The sequence below is a fragment of the Anabaena sp. UHCC 0451 genome (assembly GCF_034931405.1).
Taxonomy (GTDB): domain Bacteria; phylum Cyanobacteriota; class Cyanobacteriia; order Cyanobacteriales; family Nostocaceae; genus RDYJ01.
The window spans coordinates 44,085-58,567 of the sequence record NZ_JAYGHA010000004.1 but is presented as its reverse complement, the minus strand read 5'-3'; the positions used below and the strand labels follow the sequence as shown (position 1 = coordinate 58,567).

Genomic DNA, 14,483 nt, shown 5'->3' with positions numbered 1-14,483 from the left:
TGGTATCTTGTGGTTAATGTTGGGTTTCACTTCGTTCTACCCAACCTACGGAACTAAAACCTTTGAATTGCATATAAACATCCCGTAACCTTTTGTTAGACGACAAACAGTTATCTGTATAAAGTTTTAGTAAAGAATCTGTGAAGATTAATAATTCAGCCGATATTAGGGTTGACTGTATTAAGTAATTCCATCTATATTTATTTTTAAGTTTATACGACATTCAATACAAAGAAAGTCCATCATGCCATTATCTAATAAATCAATTTTCTTAGCAGGTTTCACAGTTGCAGCACTTGCGCTTATTTCTGCTCCAGCACAAGCTTATACAATTAGTTCCGTAAATCTAATTACTGATAACGGTTCATGGGGTCCACCTCCAGGCTATGCCAGTGGATCATTCTATGATGAATTTAGCCTAACTGTTACGGGAACTCCTGGAGAAGTAGTATCTTCTCTTGATTTCACATTTGCTTTCGATGGTTTATTTGATGATTCAATCGCTTTGGATCTCAATCGTGATGGAGTAGTAGATTATGCGGCCAATTACTACGACCTAAATGCAGCAAAAGGTGGTGGTTATGCACCTTGGGCGATTGCGGCTGATCCTAAAAATACAGTAACAAAACTGAGCATTACACCCACTGGTTCGACAGCATCCGTTTCTGTATACGGAAACCCAGTTGTTTTAACTTCCGCCAACAAAAGCTTTAATAACCTTGGCTCTATCACATTAGCAAGTTTAGGATTTGGACCTGGTGGAACAATTGGAGCATCTGGATCTGTAACAACCACAGGGATGCGATTCGGATACATAAATATTTCGGGACCTGGTGGTGGTGTTCCCAACATCCAAGCTAGTAGTATTGTTCAAGCCACTACTCAATCTGTTCCTGAGCCTTCTAATGTTCTTGGTCTAGGGTTAATCTTAGGAGTAGGTAAATTATTGCAAAGAAAACGGGATTTGAAATTATCCTAATTTCGCTCTCAGAGAAATGAAATCCAGCACCATGATATTTTATGTTTAATGTTGGGTTTCATTTCATACCCTACCCTACGAGAAGCAAGCTATAACCCAACCTACTCGTTGCCAATATCATCATCAAAAATAATTTCCTCACCCGCACCCCACATCATGTCATACATACCTTGACGCACAGCGCGATGAAAACTTGAATATTCCCAATCTTTTGGTGCTGTTACCAAACCATGTTTCACCGGATTGTAATGAATATATTCAACGTGATTTTGAAAATCAATTTCATCTCTAATTAAATGTTCCCAAAAACGATATTGCCATATAGCCCGTTGTTTTTTCTTTTTTCTAGATATAGATATATTTTCTGGTGAAATAGTTTCACATTTACGACTAAAATAACTTTTAATTAACCGCCAACGGGTAGAAAAATCATGATCATTTTCTGGTAAAGTCCAAATACAGTGGAGATGATCAGGTAAAATAACAACAGCATCTATAATAAATGGATGTTTCTGCATTACATAACCAAAAGCATCTCTTAATAAACAAACATTTTTTGGTAAACATAATATTTTTTGTCTTTTATCTGTCACCACTGTAAAAAAGTATGTTCCTCCTGCAACTTTGGCGCGGCGATATTCCATACTATAAATATCCTTTGATTAAAGTTGTGTTTTATAACCTTGACTTTACCCCGTAGCGACTGTTTTGATTATCAATAGTTTCGTCAATTAATATGAATAAAACCCCACGCATTCCCATACCTCCAGAAGTCAGAAACTACGTTTTTCAAAGGGATAAATATCAGTGTCAAAGCTGCGGTAAAACTTCCCAAGAAACTAACCTCAGCATTGATCATATTATCCCTTTATCTCGTGGTGGTAAAAACGATATTAGCAATTTACAAACTCTCTGTTTAACTTGTAATAAAAGCAAAACAAATAAAATTGACAATCGTTTTCACCGACATTTCGACATTTAACCTAAAATGCAACCACTACGCGCAGGAATAGTTAAACCTAGATTGTTACTATTCCAATCAATTTCTCCATTACCAAATAAAACTTGATCAGGTTGATTTTGTAATTGACTACAATCAAAACTAGCTGTAACTGACTCATTACCCACATTCACTGCAATAACTAATTCCTCATTTCCCAAAATTCGCGCAAATACATACAGCGTTCTTTCTGCATAAAGAACTTGATAATTTCCAATCCGCAAAGCTTCGTATTTATGACGTAGAGAAATTAATTGTTTATGAGTTTCCAGTATTTCCAAATTCCAATTAGATTCTAACGGAAAACCACGACGACAATCAGGATCTAATGCACCTGGTAAACCAACTTCATCACCATAATACACACTTGGCGCACCAGGAAAAGTTAATAAAAGTAAAGTGGCTAATTCTACAGTTGCAATATCACCACCCGCAATGGTAATTAATCTCGCTGTATCGTGACTTGCGAGTAAATTCAGTTGTGTTAGTTGAATTTCCCAAGGATAAAGTTTTAATAAATCCTCAATTTTTTCCGCATATTCAGCAGCAAATAATGGTGGATAGGTTTCATAATCCCGCCCTTTTACCTGTTCTAAGTCTACGCGATCGCCAGCGGTAAAGGCAATAGTTGGACCAGTAAATAAATAATTCATTACCCCATCAAATTGCGTTCCATCTAACCATTCGCGGGAATCTGTCCACACTTCTCCTACAATATAAGCATCGGTATTAATTGCTTTTACTCTTTCTCTAAATTCTTGCCAAAAACCAGGAGTTTTAATTTCAAAAGGTACATCTAAACGCCATCCATCAATACCAAATTTAATCCAATATTCGGCAATTTCCATAATGTACTCACGTACATCAAGGTTATCATGGTTAAATACTGGTAAAGAGCGAATTCCTGCCCAACTTTCATAATTTGCAGGTGCATCACCCGTATAAGGTGCAAGTGGCCAACCTTGAATTTTAAACCAATCTACCCAAGGTGAATGAGGTCCATTTTCTAATATGTCGTGAAAGAAGAATATCCCACGACTCGCATGATTAAAAACGCCATCGAGAACTACTTTGATATTCCGTTGATGTGCTGCATTGAGTAATTCTTTAAAAGCTTCATTACCTCCCAATAATGGATCAACTTGATAATAATCATGGGTGTGATAACGGTGATTACAAGCTGATTGAAAAATCGGAGTAAAGTAAATGGCGTTAATTCCTAAACTTTGAATATAGTCTAATTGTTCTACAACTCCCCATAAATCCCCACCTTTATAACCTTGGAGTGTGGGAGTAGCATCCCAATCTTCCCATTTTGCATTATTTAATAATCGTTTATGGGGTTGTGTGCTTTTAGCGAATCTATCGGGGAAGATTTGGTAGAAAACCGCGTGTTTTACCCAGTCTGGTGTGTGAATTTGCATATCTACTAATAAATTATGAAATTGTGAATCTTAAATAAAAAGTACCGCAGAAACATGGAAAAACTCTCCTAAAGCTTTAGCTTGTGCTTTACTAATGGATCTTTTACCATTAACAATTTCTGAAACTACACCCTTTGAACCGATAACATCAACTAAATCTGCCTGTTTAAGTCCTCGTGCATCCATCAGATGTAAGAGAATTTCTTGAGGAGATGCTGATTCTAAAGGAAATTGGGAATCTTCATACATTTCTACAAGAATAGAAAGCAATTCTAATAGAGAAGTTTCTTCTGGAGAAAGTTCTTCTCCACATTCCATCAATTTCTCAATAGATTCAATGGCAATATTATACTCTGCTTCAGAAGTAATAACTTTAGGTTGGTATTCTTCTAAAAGAGAACCATAGGTTTTTCTGTCCAGTGTGATAGTCATACTTTAATCACTTTTTAATCAATCAAGGGTTGTACATTTGGGATCTGGGGAGGTAAGAACTCCTTTTCATTAACTTAATTAAGTATCTTTTTGAAATGGTTTTTTAAATAAAGGATCATCTTTCCATTTATTAGTTTCATAAACTACAATCAAAGTAAAAGCTATGGAAACAGCCATGTCTTTGTTAAAAACCCATTCCCCAACCTTATATGAAACTGACTACTTGCAATGGATAGAAACAACTGTGGCAAAATTGCAAAGTCAGGACTACGCAAATGTCGACTGGGAAAACCTGATCGAAGAAATTGGCGACATGGGAAGAAGTGAACGCAAAAGTCTCAAAAGCAATCTGATTGTTATTTTACTGCATTTGCTCAAATGGCAATTTCAGCCTGACAAGAGAAGCGGTAGCTGGGAAGGAAGCATCATTGAACATCGTAGACGTGTTCAAGAATCACTCCAGGATTCTCCCAGTCTCAAACCCTATCTAGAGGAAATTTTTACAGAATGTTATACACAAGCGGTTAAGCAAGCAAAAGCTGAAACAGGTTTACCAAGAGAATCTTTTCCTGTGATCTGTCCATATCATCTACTACAAGTAATAGAAGATGATTTTTTACCTAATTGATATTCTCTACAATTGTTAATACATTAGTTCTACTTTCCGTACCTAACCACCTTCTCAAAAATTCTTCCCCAAGATTCTTTGATCCCCCCTTATCAGCTGCCACATAGAGTCCTAAACTGTAGGTGAGAGTTGAAAGGCAGTCTGGAGAAATTTTGTGAAAAAAGTTTTAGCAATCATACTTGGTGGGGGTGCGGGTACTCGGCTGTATCCGCTAACCAAACTTCGCGCTAAACCCGCAGTACCAGTGGCTGGGAAATATCGCTTAATAGATATCCCTGTCAGCAACTGCATCAATTCAGAGATATTTAAAATCTACGTCCTGACACAGTTTAACTCAGCTTCCCTGAATCGTCACATCGCCCGCGCCTACAACTTCAGCGGCTTTAGTGATGGGTTTGTGGAAGTGTTAGCAGCACAGCAAACACCTGAAAACCCCAACTGGTTCCAAGGTACGGCTGATGCTGTGCGTCAGTACATCTGGATGTTACAAGATTGGGATGTAGACGAATTTCTGATTCTATCAGGTGATCACCTCTACCGCATGGATTACCGTCAGTTTATCCAGCGTCACAGGGACACAAATGCGGATATTACCCTTTCTGTCATTCCTATTGATGATCGCCGTGCTTCCGATTTTGGCTTGATGAAAATCGACGACTCCGGTAGAGTAATTGACTTTAGCGAAAAACCCAAAGGTGACGCTTTAGCGCAAATGCGTGTGGATACTACCGTACTGGGTTTAACCAAAGAACAAGCTGAATTACAACCCTACATCGCTTCGATGGGGATTTATGTCTTTAAAAAAGATGTTTTGATCAAACTGTTGAAAGAATCTTTAGAACGGACTGACTTTGGTAAAGAAATTATACCTGATGCAGCTAAGGATCACAACGTTCAAGCTTTCTTATTTGATGACTACTGGGAAGACATTGGAACAATCGAAGCCTTTTATGAGGCTAATTTAGCCCTGACCCAACAACCAATGCCGCCTTTTAGCTTCTATGATGAAGCAGCACCAATTTACACCCGCGCTCGTTATTTACCTCCGTCTAAACTCTTGAATTGTGATATCACAGAATCAATGATTGGCGAAGGTTGTATTTTGAAAAACTGCCGCATTCAGCATTCAGTTTTGGGAGTGCGATCGCGGATTGAATCAGGCTGTATAATTGAAGAATCCCTACTCATGGGTGCAGACTATTATCAACCCTCTGTCGAACGCCAATGTAGCCTAGAACAAGGTGACATCCCTGTGGGTATTGGGACAGACACCATCATTCGCAAAGCCATTATTGATAAGAATGCCCGCATCGGTCATGATGTGAAAATTGTCAATAAAGATAATGTCCAAGAAGCCGAACGGGAAAAACAAGGTTTTTACATTCGTAGTGGGATTGTAGTTGTTCTCAAAAATGCTGTAATTCCTGATGGCACAATCATTTAGTCTGGTAATTGGTAATTGGTAATTGGTAATTGGGAAAAAATAACTAATGACTAATGACTAATGACTAATGACTAATGACTAATGACTAAACTACTTTTGCTGATTGGTCTTCCTGGTAGTGGTAAGTCAACATTGGCCAAACAACTACTAACAGAATGCCCCCAGATGCGGTTAATTTCCACAGATGCTATCCGGGGGCAGCTTTTTGGTTCAGAAGCAACTCAAGGATCTTGGCTATTAATTTGGCAAGAAATAGAAAGGCAATTTCAGCAAGCCACTAGCATAAGTATACCCACCATTTTCGATGCCACCAATGCCCAGAGAAAACAACGCCGGGAAATGGTAGAATTAGCCCGTCATATCGGTTTTACTCACATTACCGGGTTATGGCTAAAAACTCCAGTATGGCTATGTTTAGCACGGAATAAACAGCGTAACCGACACGTTCCTGAAGAAGTCATTTTGCGAATGCACCGCCAACTCCGGGATGCTCCTCCTAGTTTAGACGATGGACTAGATCAGCTGATTTGCTTTCCCCAATGACGGGAGTACGGGAATTTCGCTGCCACTATGAGCGACAACCACACTCAATTTTTGATATTCTTTGCTAATTTAATATCAATAATTCTGCTCCCAGGCATTATACCTGGCAAACAGTAAATCTCATATCTTAGAAAAAAAAATAACTTAAATTTTTACAGGAGGCTGGTAGATGGCTGCAACGGACTTTAAAGACTATTACTCAATTTTAGGAATTAGTAAAACTGCCAGTCCAGAAGAAATTAAACAGGCTTTTCGTAAACTAGCCCGTAAATTCCACCCCGATGTTAACCCCGCTAATAAGCAAGCCGAGGCAAAATTTAAAGAAGTTAACGAAGCTTATGAAGTTCTCTCTGACCCAGATAAACGTAAAAAATATGATCAATATGGTCAATACTGGAAGCAAGTAGGCGAAGGTGGCTTCCCTGGTGCTGGTGCTGCTGGTGTTGATATGAGTGGCTTTGACTTCAGTGAATACGGCAGTTTTAACGATTTTATCAATGATTTATTTGGTGGTGCAAGACCTGGAACTAAGAGACAAAGTTACTCTTATCGCTCTTCTACTGGTAGACCAGGTAGCGGTTTTAGCGATTTTGGTTTTCAAGATGCTAGTGCTGGTGCAACTCAAGATACTGAGTTTGTAATTAGCTTAACTTTTGCTGAAGCATTCGCTGGGGTGCAAAAACGCTTTAGTTTGGGGAATGAGACTATAGATGTTCGCATCCCCGCAGGTGCAAAAACTGGTACTCGTTTGCGGGTACGAGGCAAAGGTCAAGTTAACCCGATGACTCAACAACGGGGAGATTTGTATTTAAAGGTGGAACTCCAACCTCATTCTTTTTTTCAAATTGAGGGTGATCATCTAGTCTGTGAGGTGCTAATTACCCCCGATGAAGCTACTTTAGGTGCTGCTATTGATGTACCTACACCCGATGGCAGTGTTAATGTGAAGCTACCAGCGGGAGTTCGTTCTGGTCAGTCTCTGCGCTTACGTGGTAAGGGTTGGCCTCTAGCTAAAGGTGGACGTGGTGATCAATTCGTTAAGGTGGCGATCGCACCACCTAAAGACCTCAGTCCACAAGAGAGGGAATATTATGAAAAAATCCGGGCTATTCGCACCTACAACCCCCGCAGTCATTTGGCTCAAGTCAAATTATAAAGGAGGCAGGAGGCAGAAGAAACTTATTTCCTCTTCCCTCTTCCCTCTTCACTGTCACCTCGTATACTATGCCGTTCTGGACATTATCAATGTCCTAAAACCTTCTATCATCTCTGGTGTCGCTTGGGTAGTTTCCCATGCTGGACGTGCAACTAAGCGATCGCACCAAGCTTTTAATTTTGGATATTCATCTAAGGATATACCCGCTTTTGGCAACCAGGGTACTATACTTCCGGCTACAACATCAGCTAAAGTTAGGTTATCACTGCCAAAGTACGGGCGTTCATCAAGCTGGTTCTCGAAAAAATTCAATGCAGTGCTAATTTTTGTCTTAGCTTGCTCAATTGCTTCTGCATTTTTTCCCGGTAAATCTAACATTACTGACATCAGCGGTGTAATAGCAGGTAATAATTCATTTACGCTCACCATTTCTACCATTCGCACTATTGTTAAATCTTTTGCATCTTTTGGCAACATCGAAGGAGTTGGATATTTAGCTTCTAAATAATCCAACATTGCTAAGGACTCTACTACATTAAAACCATCATCTACCAAGGCTGGAATGTGATGGAAAGGGTTAATCGCTAAAAATTCCGGTTTAAACTGTTCTCCATTTAGTTTAACTTCTACCAGTTTAAATTCTAATCCTTTTTCTAGTAGCGTAATCCAGACTCGGCGTGAGTTGGGAGAAATCGGCGTATGATAAAGCGTAATCATCAAAAAAACCTAAATAATTAGACATAATTAAAATTTTACACTTTACTATGATTGAATTGCTCTAACAATCTCTCTACGCTGGCATTATGATCCAAAAAAGAAAATAAATGTCTGTAAACTAATTTGCCATCTTGATCTAACACAAATTGCGCTGGTAAAGGCGCTCCTAGTGCTTGTCCTGTTTTATAAGTCCGAAAAACATAACAACTAGGATCACTGAATAAGGGCATTTTTAAATCTAAGTCTTGTACAACTATTTGACTTTGCTTTTTATCAGTGCTAGTAATCATTAAAACTTCTATACCTCGATTCACAAACTCCTGATAATTTTCATTCAAGGTTTTAATATGGGGATAGCAAAAGGGGCAATATTGCTTTTCTGTGAAAATTCTGGTAAAGGCCAGTAAAACTGGTTGTTTACCACGATAATCTGATAATTTTACGGTACGATTATTGGTAATATCTGATAATTTAAAATCTGGCGTTCCTACTCCCAACCTAAACTCGTCAAGTGCAGGTTTTGGTAAAAGATTGCGAAAAAATCTCTCATTAAATAAACCAGTAAAATCTGTTGATGTCAGCATAAATTATTAAAAAATAAAAGTTAAAAATTCATCGAGGATTGGTGATTAATGATTGGTGATTGGGAAAAATCTTACCCAGTCCCCAGTCCCTAGTCCCTAGTCCCTAGTCCCCAGTCCCCAGTCCCCAATCCCCAGTCCCCAGTCCCCAATCCCCAGTTACCTAAACTGCTGCGAAATAAACTTTGGACTTCACAGGGTCGGGAACCATTGTTTTTTCTCCAGGTTGCCAACCAGCAGGACAAACTTCATCGGGGTGAGATTGAACGTGTTGGATAGCTTGTAGGGTACGCAATGTTTCTTCAACACTGCGACCAAATGCTAGATTGTTGATTGTGGCGTGTTGAATGACACCATCTTTGTCAATGATAAACAGACCACGCAAAGCAATACCAGCAGCGGGATCAAGAACGTTGTAAGCGGCACTAATTTCTTTTTTGATATCGGAAACTAGGGGATAATTTAAATCACCTACACCGCCAGATTTACGATCTGTTTGAATCCAAGCCAGGTGAGAAAATTCGCTATCAACGGAAACACCGAGAACTTCTGTGTTAAGATTGTTAAATTCTTCGTAGCGATCGCTAAATGCTGTGATCTCAGTGGGGCAAACAAAGGTAAAGTCTAAGGGGTAAAAAAACAGGACTACATACTTACCACGATAGTCGGAAAGTTTAATATCCTTGAATTCCTGATCTGCTACGGCTGTGGCTTTAAAATCGGGAGCCTGTTGACCAACTCGAAGGCATCCTTCTGATCCGTAAGTGAGTGTCATTAATCTAGTTCTCCTTCAACTTATATCTATTTTTTAGCGTAGAAATTCGGGGTCGATGAAAACTCACCCATTTACGCTTTTTACAGTTTGATTACGATCTGTTACGACTATATCATAGTCATTACGATTTTGAGTAGCTGATGACTAATCATTCCTTCATGTTTCAAACCCCAGGATTGATAGGTGGAATTAATCTAAGATATAAAATCTAAAATCTAAAATCCAAAATCACATGACTGATTTAGATACTAGAGAATGGCTGTTGACTAATGGTTTGGGTGGTTTTGCCAGTGGTACAGTTGCGGATGTACAGACAAGGACTTATCATGGTTGGTTATTTGCAGTAACAAATCCACCTTCAGGAAGAAAATTACTGCTCTCACACTTAGAAGCAAGTTTAGAAATATCAGGAAAAGTCATAGCACTGGGGACAAATGTGTGGGGTAGTGGTCAAATTGAACCAACAGGTTATAAATTCCTGAACCATTTCGATATTAACCCAGTTCCCCAATGGGTTTGGAGTGAGGATAACTGGCAGTTAACCAGACAGTTGGTGATGCCAAATGGGTTGCGGGGAAAAGGTGGGGAGATGGGGAGATGGGGAGGTGGGGAGAATAAATTATCAATACCGAATATTCAGAGGATTTTGATTCAGTATCGTTATGAAGGTAAGGATGCAGGGATTTTAAGGTTGAGATTGTTTATAGGCGATCGCGATTTTCATCATCAACAAATTGGGAGTGAAAAAATACAATGTTCTCAATTAGTTAGTCAAAAGTTAGTTTGTTTACAAATGAGTAATGCTGATCAATTTGGTACACCTTGGCATCTGCGCTGGACACAAGGAAAGTATCAAGTTGATGGATTATGGTACTGGAATTATAGTTTACCAGCAGAAACAAAACGAGGATTAGGCGATCGCCAAGACCTTTATAGTCCCGGTTATTTAACAATTAACCTCCAACCAGGAGATACAGTCACCCTAGAAGCCAAAGTAGGTTTACCCGACTCTGAACAACCAATTCTCTCACCTGATAGCTTTACAGAAACAGTAGACGCAGAACAAGAAAGACTGGCTCAGATTTTCGGTTGGGGAGATGGGGAGATGGGGAGAAAATTCTTACCCTACACCCTACACCCCACACCCTCTTCTTCACTGTCACCTGTCACCTGTCACCTGTCACCTATTCAACAATTACTCAAAGCCAGTGATCAGTTTATTGTTTATCGTGATTCCATAGCCGGTCCAACAGTTATCGCTGGATATCATTGGTTTAATGATTGGGGTAGAGATACTTTAATTGCTTTACCAGGATTGACCTTAGTTACAGGACGTTTTGATATAGCCAAAGGACTGCTAAAAACATTTGGGCGTTATTGTCGTTATGGACTGATACCTAATGCTTTTCCTGATGTGGATAGCGAACCATTTTATAATAGTATTGATGCCGCTTTATGGTGGATTGAAACTTTAGGACTTTACTTAGAAGCTACTCAAGATTGGCAATTTTTAGTAGAGCAGTTCCCAGTTGTCCAGCAAATTTACAAAGCTTTTATTGGTGGTACTCGCTACAATATCCAAGTTGATGCTATGGATGGGCTGCTTTCTTGGGATGCTAATGGTGTGGCTTTGACTTGGATGGATGCGATGGTGGAAGGACTACCTATTACACCCCGTCGCGGTAAACCAGTGGAAATTAATGCTTTGTGGTATTCGGCTTTATGTTGGTTGAGTAAATGGGCTGAACGTTTGAGTCATGAAGACATAGACAATTCTCTACGTTTAAATAATCAAAAACAACGCTATGTACAGCAAGCAGAACAGGTAAAAGTTTCTTTACAAAAGTTCTGGAATCCGCAGTTAGGTTATTTATATGATGTGATTGATCTAGATGATAGAAGAAATTCGCAAATTCGCCCTAATGCGGTTTTAGCATTATCTCTGCATCATTGCGGTTTTTCTGAACAGCAGGGACAACAAGTATTAGATTTAGCAACTTCTCGATTATTGACTCCTTACGGTTTGCGAAGTCTCGATCCTGGTGATCCCGAATATATGGGGAAATGTGAGGGTAGTCCACAAAAACGCGATCGCTCTTATCATCAAGGTACTGTTTGGACTTGGTTAATTGGTGCCTACATCCGGGCTTGGGAGCGTTTTTATCCTCAAATACCTATACCTTTTGATTGGCAACCACTTTTAGATCATTTTTTATCTGATGGTTGTCTGGGTTCAATTTCGGAAATTTTTGATGGTGATGCACCGCATATATCTAGGGGTGCGATCGCTCAAGCTTGGTCTGTTGCTGAGGTTTTACGGCATTTTAAATGATTTTCTCACGCAGAGGCGCAAAGGCGCAAATAAGAAAGCCAAAGTTAGTACATTTTTAATAATTTTTGGTGTGACACGCAGCTTTAGTCCTAATTATTAATTGATGACTTAGGACTGTTTGTAAATAAAGAGTGAATCAGGGAATACAGATTTTTTCATTTGAGACTCATAAGGTTAATGGGACTGCTACAAAAGTCAATTACAATACTGTTCATATCAGAACATTTTCACTTTATTCAAGTTAAATTAACCATTACATCAAATGAAAAATAATCATAAATCTCGACAAAAAACTGTTCTTGTCACCGGATCAGCGCATGGAATTGGCTATCAATTAGCTTATGTTTTTGCTGGTCATAATTACAATCTGGTTTTAGTAGATAAAGATGCAGAAACACTAGCGATAATTGCTGAGGAATTTAGCCCAAAATTTGGTATTTCCATCAAAACTTTAGTTAAAGATTTATCTATATCAACTTCTCCAACAGAAATATTCACCGAATTACAGCAAGCTGGAATTAAAATTGATGTATTAGTTAATAATGCTGGGTTTGGTACTTATGGAGTATTTAGCGAAACTGACCTGACCACAGAATTAAAAATGTTACAGGTAAACATAGTTAGTCTCACCCACCTAACTAAATTGTTCCTCAAAGATATGATTGCTCAAGGCTATGGTAAGATATTAAATGTGGCTTCAGTTGCAGCTTTTCAACCTGGTCCATTAATGGCAGTTTATTTTGCCACTAAAGCTTATGTGTTATCATTTTCTGAAGCGATCGCTAATGAATTAGAAGGTACAGGGGTAACAGTCACTACTCTTTGTCCAGGACCGACAACATCAGAATTTCAAAAAGCGGCTGCAATGGAAGAAGCCAAAATTTCTCATGTTAATAGAATGATGAATAGTGAGACGGTGGCTAAAATAGGCTATGATAGTTTAATGGCAAACAAAACTATTGCTATACCTGGTCTGAGAAATAATATATTAGTGAAATCTGTCAGATTTGCACCCAGAAACATAGTGACAAAAGTCGTGCGAAATATGCACGAACTAAGGAAATAATTAGGAAGACTAAAGTTTTTCCTGTTGTAATAACCAAAAACCACTGTAAGTCATCCCTGAATTATCAGGTTGCACCAATAAAAAATGCAAACCTTTACTTAATTGTTTTCTCTGTTCATATACCTTTGCTGCTGCTGTAACTTCTGCATCTTCAAAAGTTGCCAAAATCCATCTATCTGCTAAACCAGCTTCTAAAATCAAACCATCAGGCGCACCAGCGATATAATTTAAACTTACAGGATGAGCTTCTTGTAACCATCTTGCTAAACGCAGAGATTGTCTACCACCATAAATTATCACACCGGGAATAGGAACAGTTGACGCTAAACCTAGATTAATCGGTTGCAGAAATTCTGGTATTTGCAAAACAGGAATCGGACGATTTGCAAACTCATCCACAATATCACCTGCGGGAATATTTGCAAAACGCCATTCTTCACCCCAGAGATTTTCCGGTAATGGTGTTGGTGGTAGTTTATCAATAACTGTAGGATATTGCTTTTCTTGCAACCATTTTTTTAATGCTAAAGTGTGACGGGTAGCTTCAATATTAATACCTAAATTATTTCCCACAGCGGTAATTAAACTCAAAGACTGAGGACGAAATAACTGGATGATATCTGGTAATTTTGCTTTAGCTGCTAACTTAAACTGTTCTGTCAGCCACTTTGAATTAGCTTGTGACTGGGGACAGGTAGCGACATATTCAAAGCTGCGAGTTGGATCACAAATCAACAACTCCCATAATACCTGTTCTGTTGCATCCTTTTGAGGACTGCGATAAAAATCAACCTGCCAAACTAGACTCATTCTTAATTCTGTACCTCTGTAGTTCAACTTAATTTTTAGCACAAAACAGGGACAATTAAGTAATCATAAATTATTTTTTTGATCAATAACAGATCAATTTGGCAATTTTGTCTATTTCTGCAAGTATGAAGTGACGAAATTAAAAACAATACTTAGGACAGATAAAGAAATTTCTCATAACTAGATTATAGATAGATAAATTTGTACTTCTTGACTAACTAAAATAATGCCCAGATTAATCGGAGTTTATATCGGAGTTTATTCAATTCATGAATTCAAAAGCTAAGAAAACAAAAAAATCTGAACAGCAAGAGAGTACACCAGCAGCTTCTGGTGGTTATCAAACTCCCCTTGATGCAGAAATTCGTAAAACCGGCGATACTGAAAAAAGTGATGCTAGAGAAACAGCTAAACCAGAAGCACCCGGTGAAGATCAAGTAGCGGGGAGTCCTAATCAGGGTAATCCCTCTCGTTAAGCAAATCATGTAATTATTATTTCCCCATCTCTAGAGTTAAGCAGGTGGGGATGTATTCGTTTGGGTGAAATTAATCTGAATTTGCTAATACAGGACTCATGTTTGAATTTTGAAAAAATC

At 38.6% G+C, this 14,483-nt stretch carries 16 protein-coding genes; 9 read left to right on the top strand and 7 right to left on the bottom strand.

Translation table 11 applies throughout. From position 1 onward, the window contains the following. The first annotated feature begins 244 nt into the window (after positions 1-244). The gene (locus tag VB694_RS04190; protein WP_323359058.1) at positions 245-979 is read left to right on the top strand and encodes a PEP-CTERM sorting domain-containing protein; all 735 of its coding nucleotides are present in this window, start codon (positions 245-247) and stop codon (positions 977-979) included. 101 nt (positions 980-1,080) lie between these two features. Here VB694_RS04190 and VB694_RS04185 read toward each other — a convergent pair whose 3' ends face one another. Next, entirely contained in the window at positions 1,081-1,623 is a 543-nt protein-coding gene (locus tag VB694_RS04185) for an REP-associated tyrosine transposase (protein ID WP_323359057.1), read from the bottom strand. Positions 1,624-1,715: 92 nt separating this feature from the next. Here VB694_RS04185 and VB694_RS04180 point away from each other — a divergent pair, with 92 nt between their 5' ends. Then, on the top strand, positions 1,716-1,961 hold the full coding sequence (locus VB694_RS04180) for an HNH endonuclease (protein ID WP_323359056.1): 246 nt from the start codon (positions 1,716-1,718) through the stop codon (positions 1,959-1,961). Here VB694_RS04180 and VB694_RS04175 read toward each other — a convergent pair. Beyond that, positions 1,958-3,403: a glycoside hydrolase family 13 protein gene (locus VB694_RS04175; protein ID WP_323359055.1), complete on the bottom strand. Its 1,446-nt coding sequence runs from the start codon at positions 3,401-3,403 to the stop codon at positions 1,958-1,960. The genes VB694_RS04180 and VB694_RS04175 overlap by 4 nt on opposite strands. A 30-nt stretch (positions 3,404-3,433) precedes the next feature. Beyond that, the gene (locus VB694_RS04170; RefSeq protein WP_323359054.1) at positions 3,434-3,835 is read right to left on the bottom strand and encodes a helix-turn-helix domain-containing protein; all 402 of its coding nucleotides are present in this window, start codon (positions 3,833-3,835) and stop codon (positions 3,434-3,436) included. 163 nt (positions 3,836-3,998) lie between these two features. On the opposite strand from VB694_RS04170, the gene VB694_RS04165 reads away from it, so the two are divergent. The 4 genes from VB694_RS04165 (at position 3,999) to VB694_RS04150 (ending at position 7,606) form a co-directional block, all read left to right on the top strand. Continuing rightward, positions 3,999-4,463, top strand: a complete 465-nt coding sequence (locus tag VB694_RS04165; protein WP_323359053.1) for a DUF29 domain-containing protein — start codon at positions 3,999-4,001, stop codon at positions 4,461-4,463. A 154-nt stretch (positions 4,464-4,617) separates the two neighbouring features. Then, entirely contained in the window at positions 4,618-5,907 is a 1,290-nt protein-coding gene (locus tag VB694_RS04160; RefSeq protein ID WP_323359052.1) for a glucose-1-phosphate adenylyltransferase, read from the top strand. Positions 5,908-5,988: 81 nt separating this feature from the next. After that, entirely contained in the window at positions 5,989-6,450 is a 462-nt protein-coding gene (locus tag VB694_RS04155) for an AAA family ATPase (protein ID WP_323359051.1), read from the top strand. 169 nt (positions 6,451-6,619) lie between these two features. Then, positions 6,620-7,606 carry a J domain-containing protein gene (locus VB694_RS04150; RefSeq protein ID WP_323359050.1) on the top strand — a complete coding sequence of 329 codons (987 nt, stop codon included), beginning with the start codon at positions 6,620-6,622 and terminating at the stop codon, positions 7,604-7,606. 66 nt (positions 7,607-7,672) lie between these two features. Here the strand turns inward: VB694_RS04150 and VB694_RS04145 are convergent, their stop codons facing one another. From VB694_RS04145 to VB694_RS04135, 3 genes are all read right to left on the bottom strand, one after another. Beyond that, positions 7,673-8,323 (bottom strand): glutathione S-transferase family protein, encoded by a 651-nt coding sequence (locus VB694_RS04145; protein WP_323359049.1) that lies wholly within the window; start codon positions 8,321-8,323, stop codon positions 7,673-7,675. 35 nt (positions 8,324-8,358) lie between these two features. Next, positions 8,359-8,907: a peroxiredoxin family protein gene (locus tag VB694_RS04140; RefSeq protein ID WP_323359048.1), complete on the bottom strand. Its 549-nt coding sequence runs from the start codon at positions 8,905-8,907 to the stop codon at positions 8,359-8,361. A gap of 160 nt (positions 8,908-9,067) precedes the next feature. Then, positions 9,068-9,679 (bottom strand): peroxiredoxin, encoded by a 612-nt coding sequence (locus tag VB694_RS04135; RefSeq protein WP_323359047.1) that lies wholly within the window; start codon positions 9,677-9,679, stop codon positions 9,068-9,070. 232 nt (positions 9,680-9,911) lie between these two features. Between VB694_RS04135 and VB694_RS04130 the strand changes: the two genes are divergently transcribed. Together VB694_RS04130 and VB694_RS04125 are read left to right on the top strand one after the other, a co-directional pair. After that, positions 9,912-12,011: an amylo-alpha-1,6-glucosidase gene (locus VB694_RS04130; RefSeq protein ID WP_323359046.1), complete on the top strand. Its 2,100-nt coding sequence runs from the start codon at positions 9,912-9,914 to the stop codon at positions 12,009-12,011. Positions 12,012-12,273: 262 nt separating this feature from the next. After that, positions 12,274-13,077: an SDR family oxidoreductase gene (locus tag VB694_RS04125; protein WP_323359045.1), complete on the top strand. Its 804-nt coding sequence runs from the start codon at positions 12,274-12,276 to the stop codon at positions 13,075-13,077. 9 nt (positions 13,078-13,086) lie between these two features. Here VB694_RS04125 and VB694_RS04120 read toward each other — a convergent pair whose 3' ends face one another. Next, on the bottom strand, positions 13,087-13,887 hold the full coding sequence (locus VB694_RS04120; RefSeq protein ID WP_323359044.1) for a Tab2/Atab2 family RNA-binding protein: 801 nt from the start codon (positions 13,885-13,887) through the stop codon (positions 13,087-13,089). A 269-nt stretch (positions 13,888-14,156) separates the two neighbouring features. Between VB694_RS04120 and VB694_RS04115 the strand changes: the two genes are divergently transcribed. Beyond that, positions 14,157-14,363, top strand: a complete 207-nt coding sequence (locus tag VB694_RS04115; RefSeq protein WP_323359043.1) for a hypothetical protein — start codon at positions 14,157-14,159, stop codon at positions 14,361-14,363. The last annotated feature ends 120 nt before the right edge of the window (positions 14,364-14,483 follow it).

Excerpts from the sequence above, each read along its gene's own strand:
- VB694_RS04140 (WP_323359048.1), bottom strand. The coding sequence starts at position 8,907 with ATGCTGACATCAACAGATTTTACTGGTTTATTTAATGAGAGATTTTTT.
- VB694_RS04180 (WP_323359056.1), top strand. The coding sequence starts at position 1,716 with ATGAATAAAACCCCACGCATTCCCATACCTCCAGAAGTCAGAAACTAC.
- VB694_RS04125 (WP_323359045.1), top strand. The coding sequence starts at position 12,274 with ATGAAAAATAATCATAAATCTCGACAAAAAACTGTTCTTGTCACCGGA.
- VB694_RS04170 (WP_323359054.1), bottom strand. The coding sequence starts at position 3,835 with ATGACTATCACACTGGACAGAAAAACCTATGGTTCTCTTTTAGAAGAA.
- VB694_RS04175 (WP_323359055.1), bottom strand. The coding sequence starts at position 3,403 with ATGCAAATTCACACACCAGACTGGGTAAAACACGCGGTTTTCTACCAA.
- VB694_RS04190 (WP_323359058.1), top strand. The coding sequence starts at position 245 with ATGCCATTATCTAATAAATCAATTTTCTTAGCAGGTTTCACAGTTGCA.
- VB694_RS04135 (WP_323359047.1), bottom strand. The coding sequence starts at position 9,679 with ATGACACTCACTTACGGATCAGAAGGATGCCTTCGAGTTGGTCAACAG.
- VB694_RS04130 (WP_323359046.1), top strand. The coding sequence starts at position 9,912 with ATGACTGATTTAGATACTAGAGAATGGCTGTTGACTAATGGTTTGGGT.
- VB694_RS04155 (WP_323359051.1), top strand. The coding sequence starts at position 5,989 with ATGACTAAACTACTTTTGCTGATTGGTCTTCCTGGTAGTGGTAAGTCA.
- VB694_RS04120 (WP_323359044.1), bottom strand. The coding sequence starts at position 13,887 with ATGAGTCTAGTTTGGCAGGTTGATTTTTATCGCAGTCCTCAAAAGGAT.
- VB694_RS04150 (WP_323359050.1), top strand. The coding sequence starts at position 6,620 with ATGGCTGCAACGGACTTTAAAGACTATTACTCAATTTTAGGAATTAGT.
- VB694_RS04115 (WP_323359043.1), top strand. The coding sequence starts at position 14,157 with ATGAATTCAAAAGCTAAGAAAACAAAAAAATCTGAACAGCAAGAGAGT.
- VB694_RS04165 (WP_323359053.1), top strand. The coding sequence starts at position 3,999 with ATGGAAACAGCCATGTCTTTGTTAAAAACCCATTCCCCAACCTTATAT.
- VB694_RS04185 (WP_323359057.1), bottom strand. The coding sequence starts at position 1,623 with ATGGAATATCGCCGCGCCAAAGTTGCAGGAGGAACATACTTTTTTACA.
- VB694_RS04145 (WP_323359049.1), bottom strand. The coding sequence starts at position 8,323 with ATGATTACGCTTTATCATACGCCGATTTCTCCCAACTCACGCCGAGTC.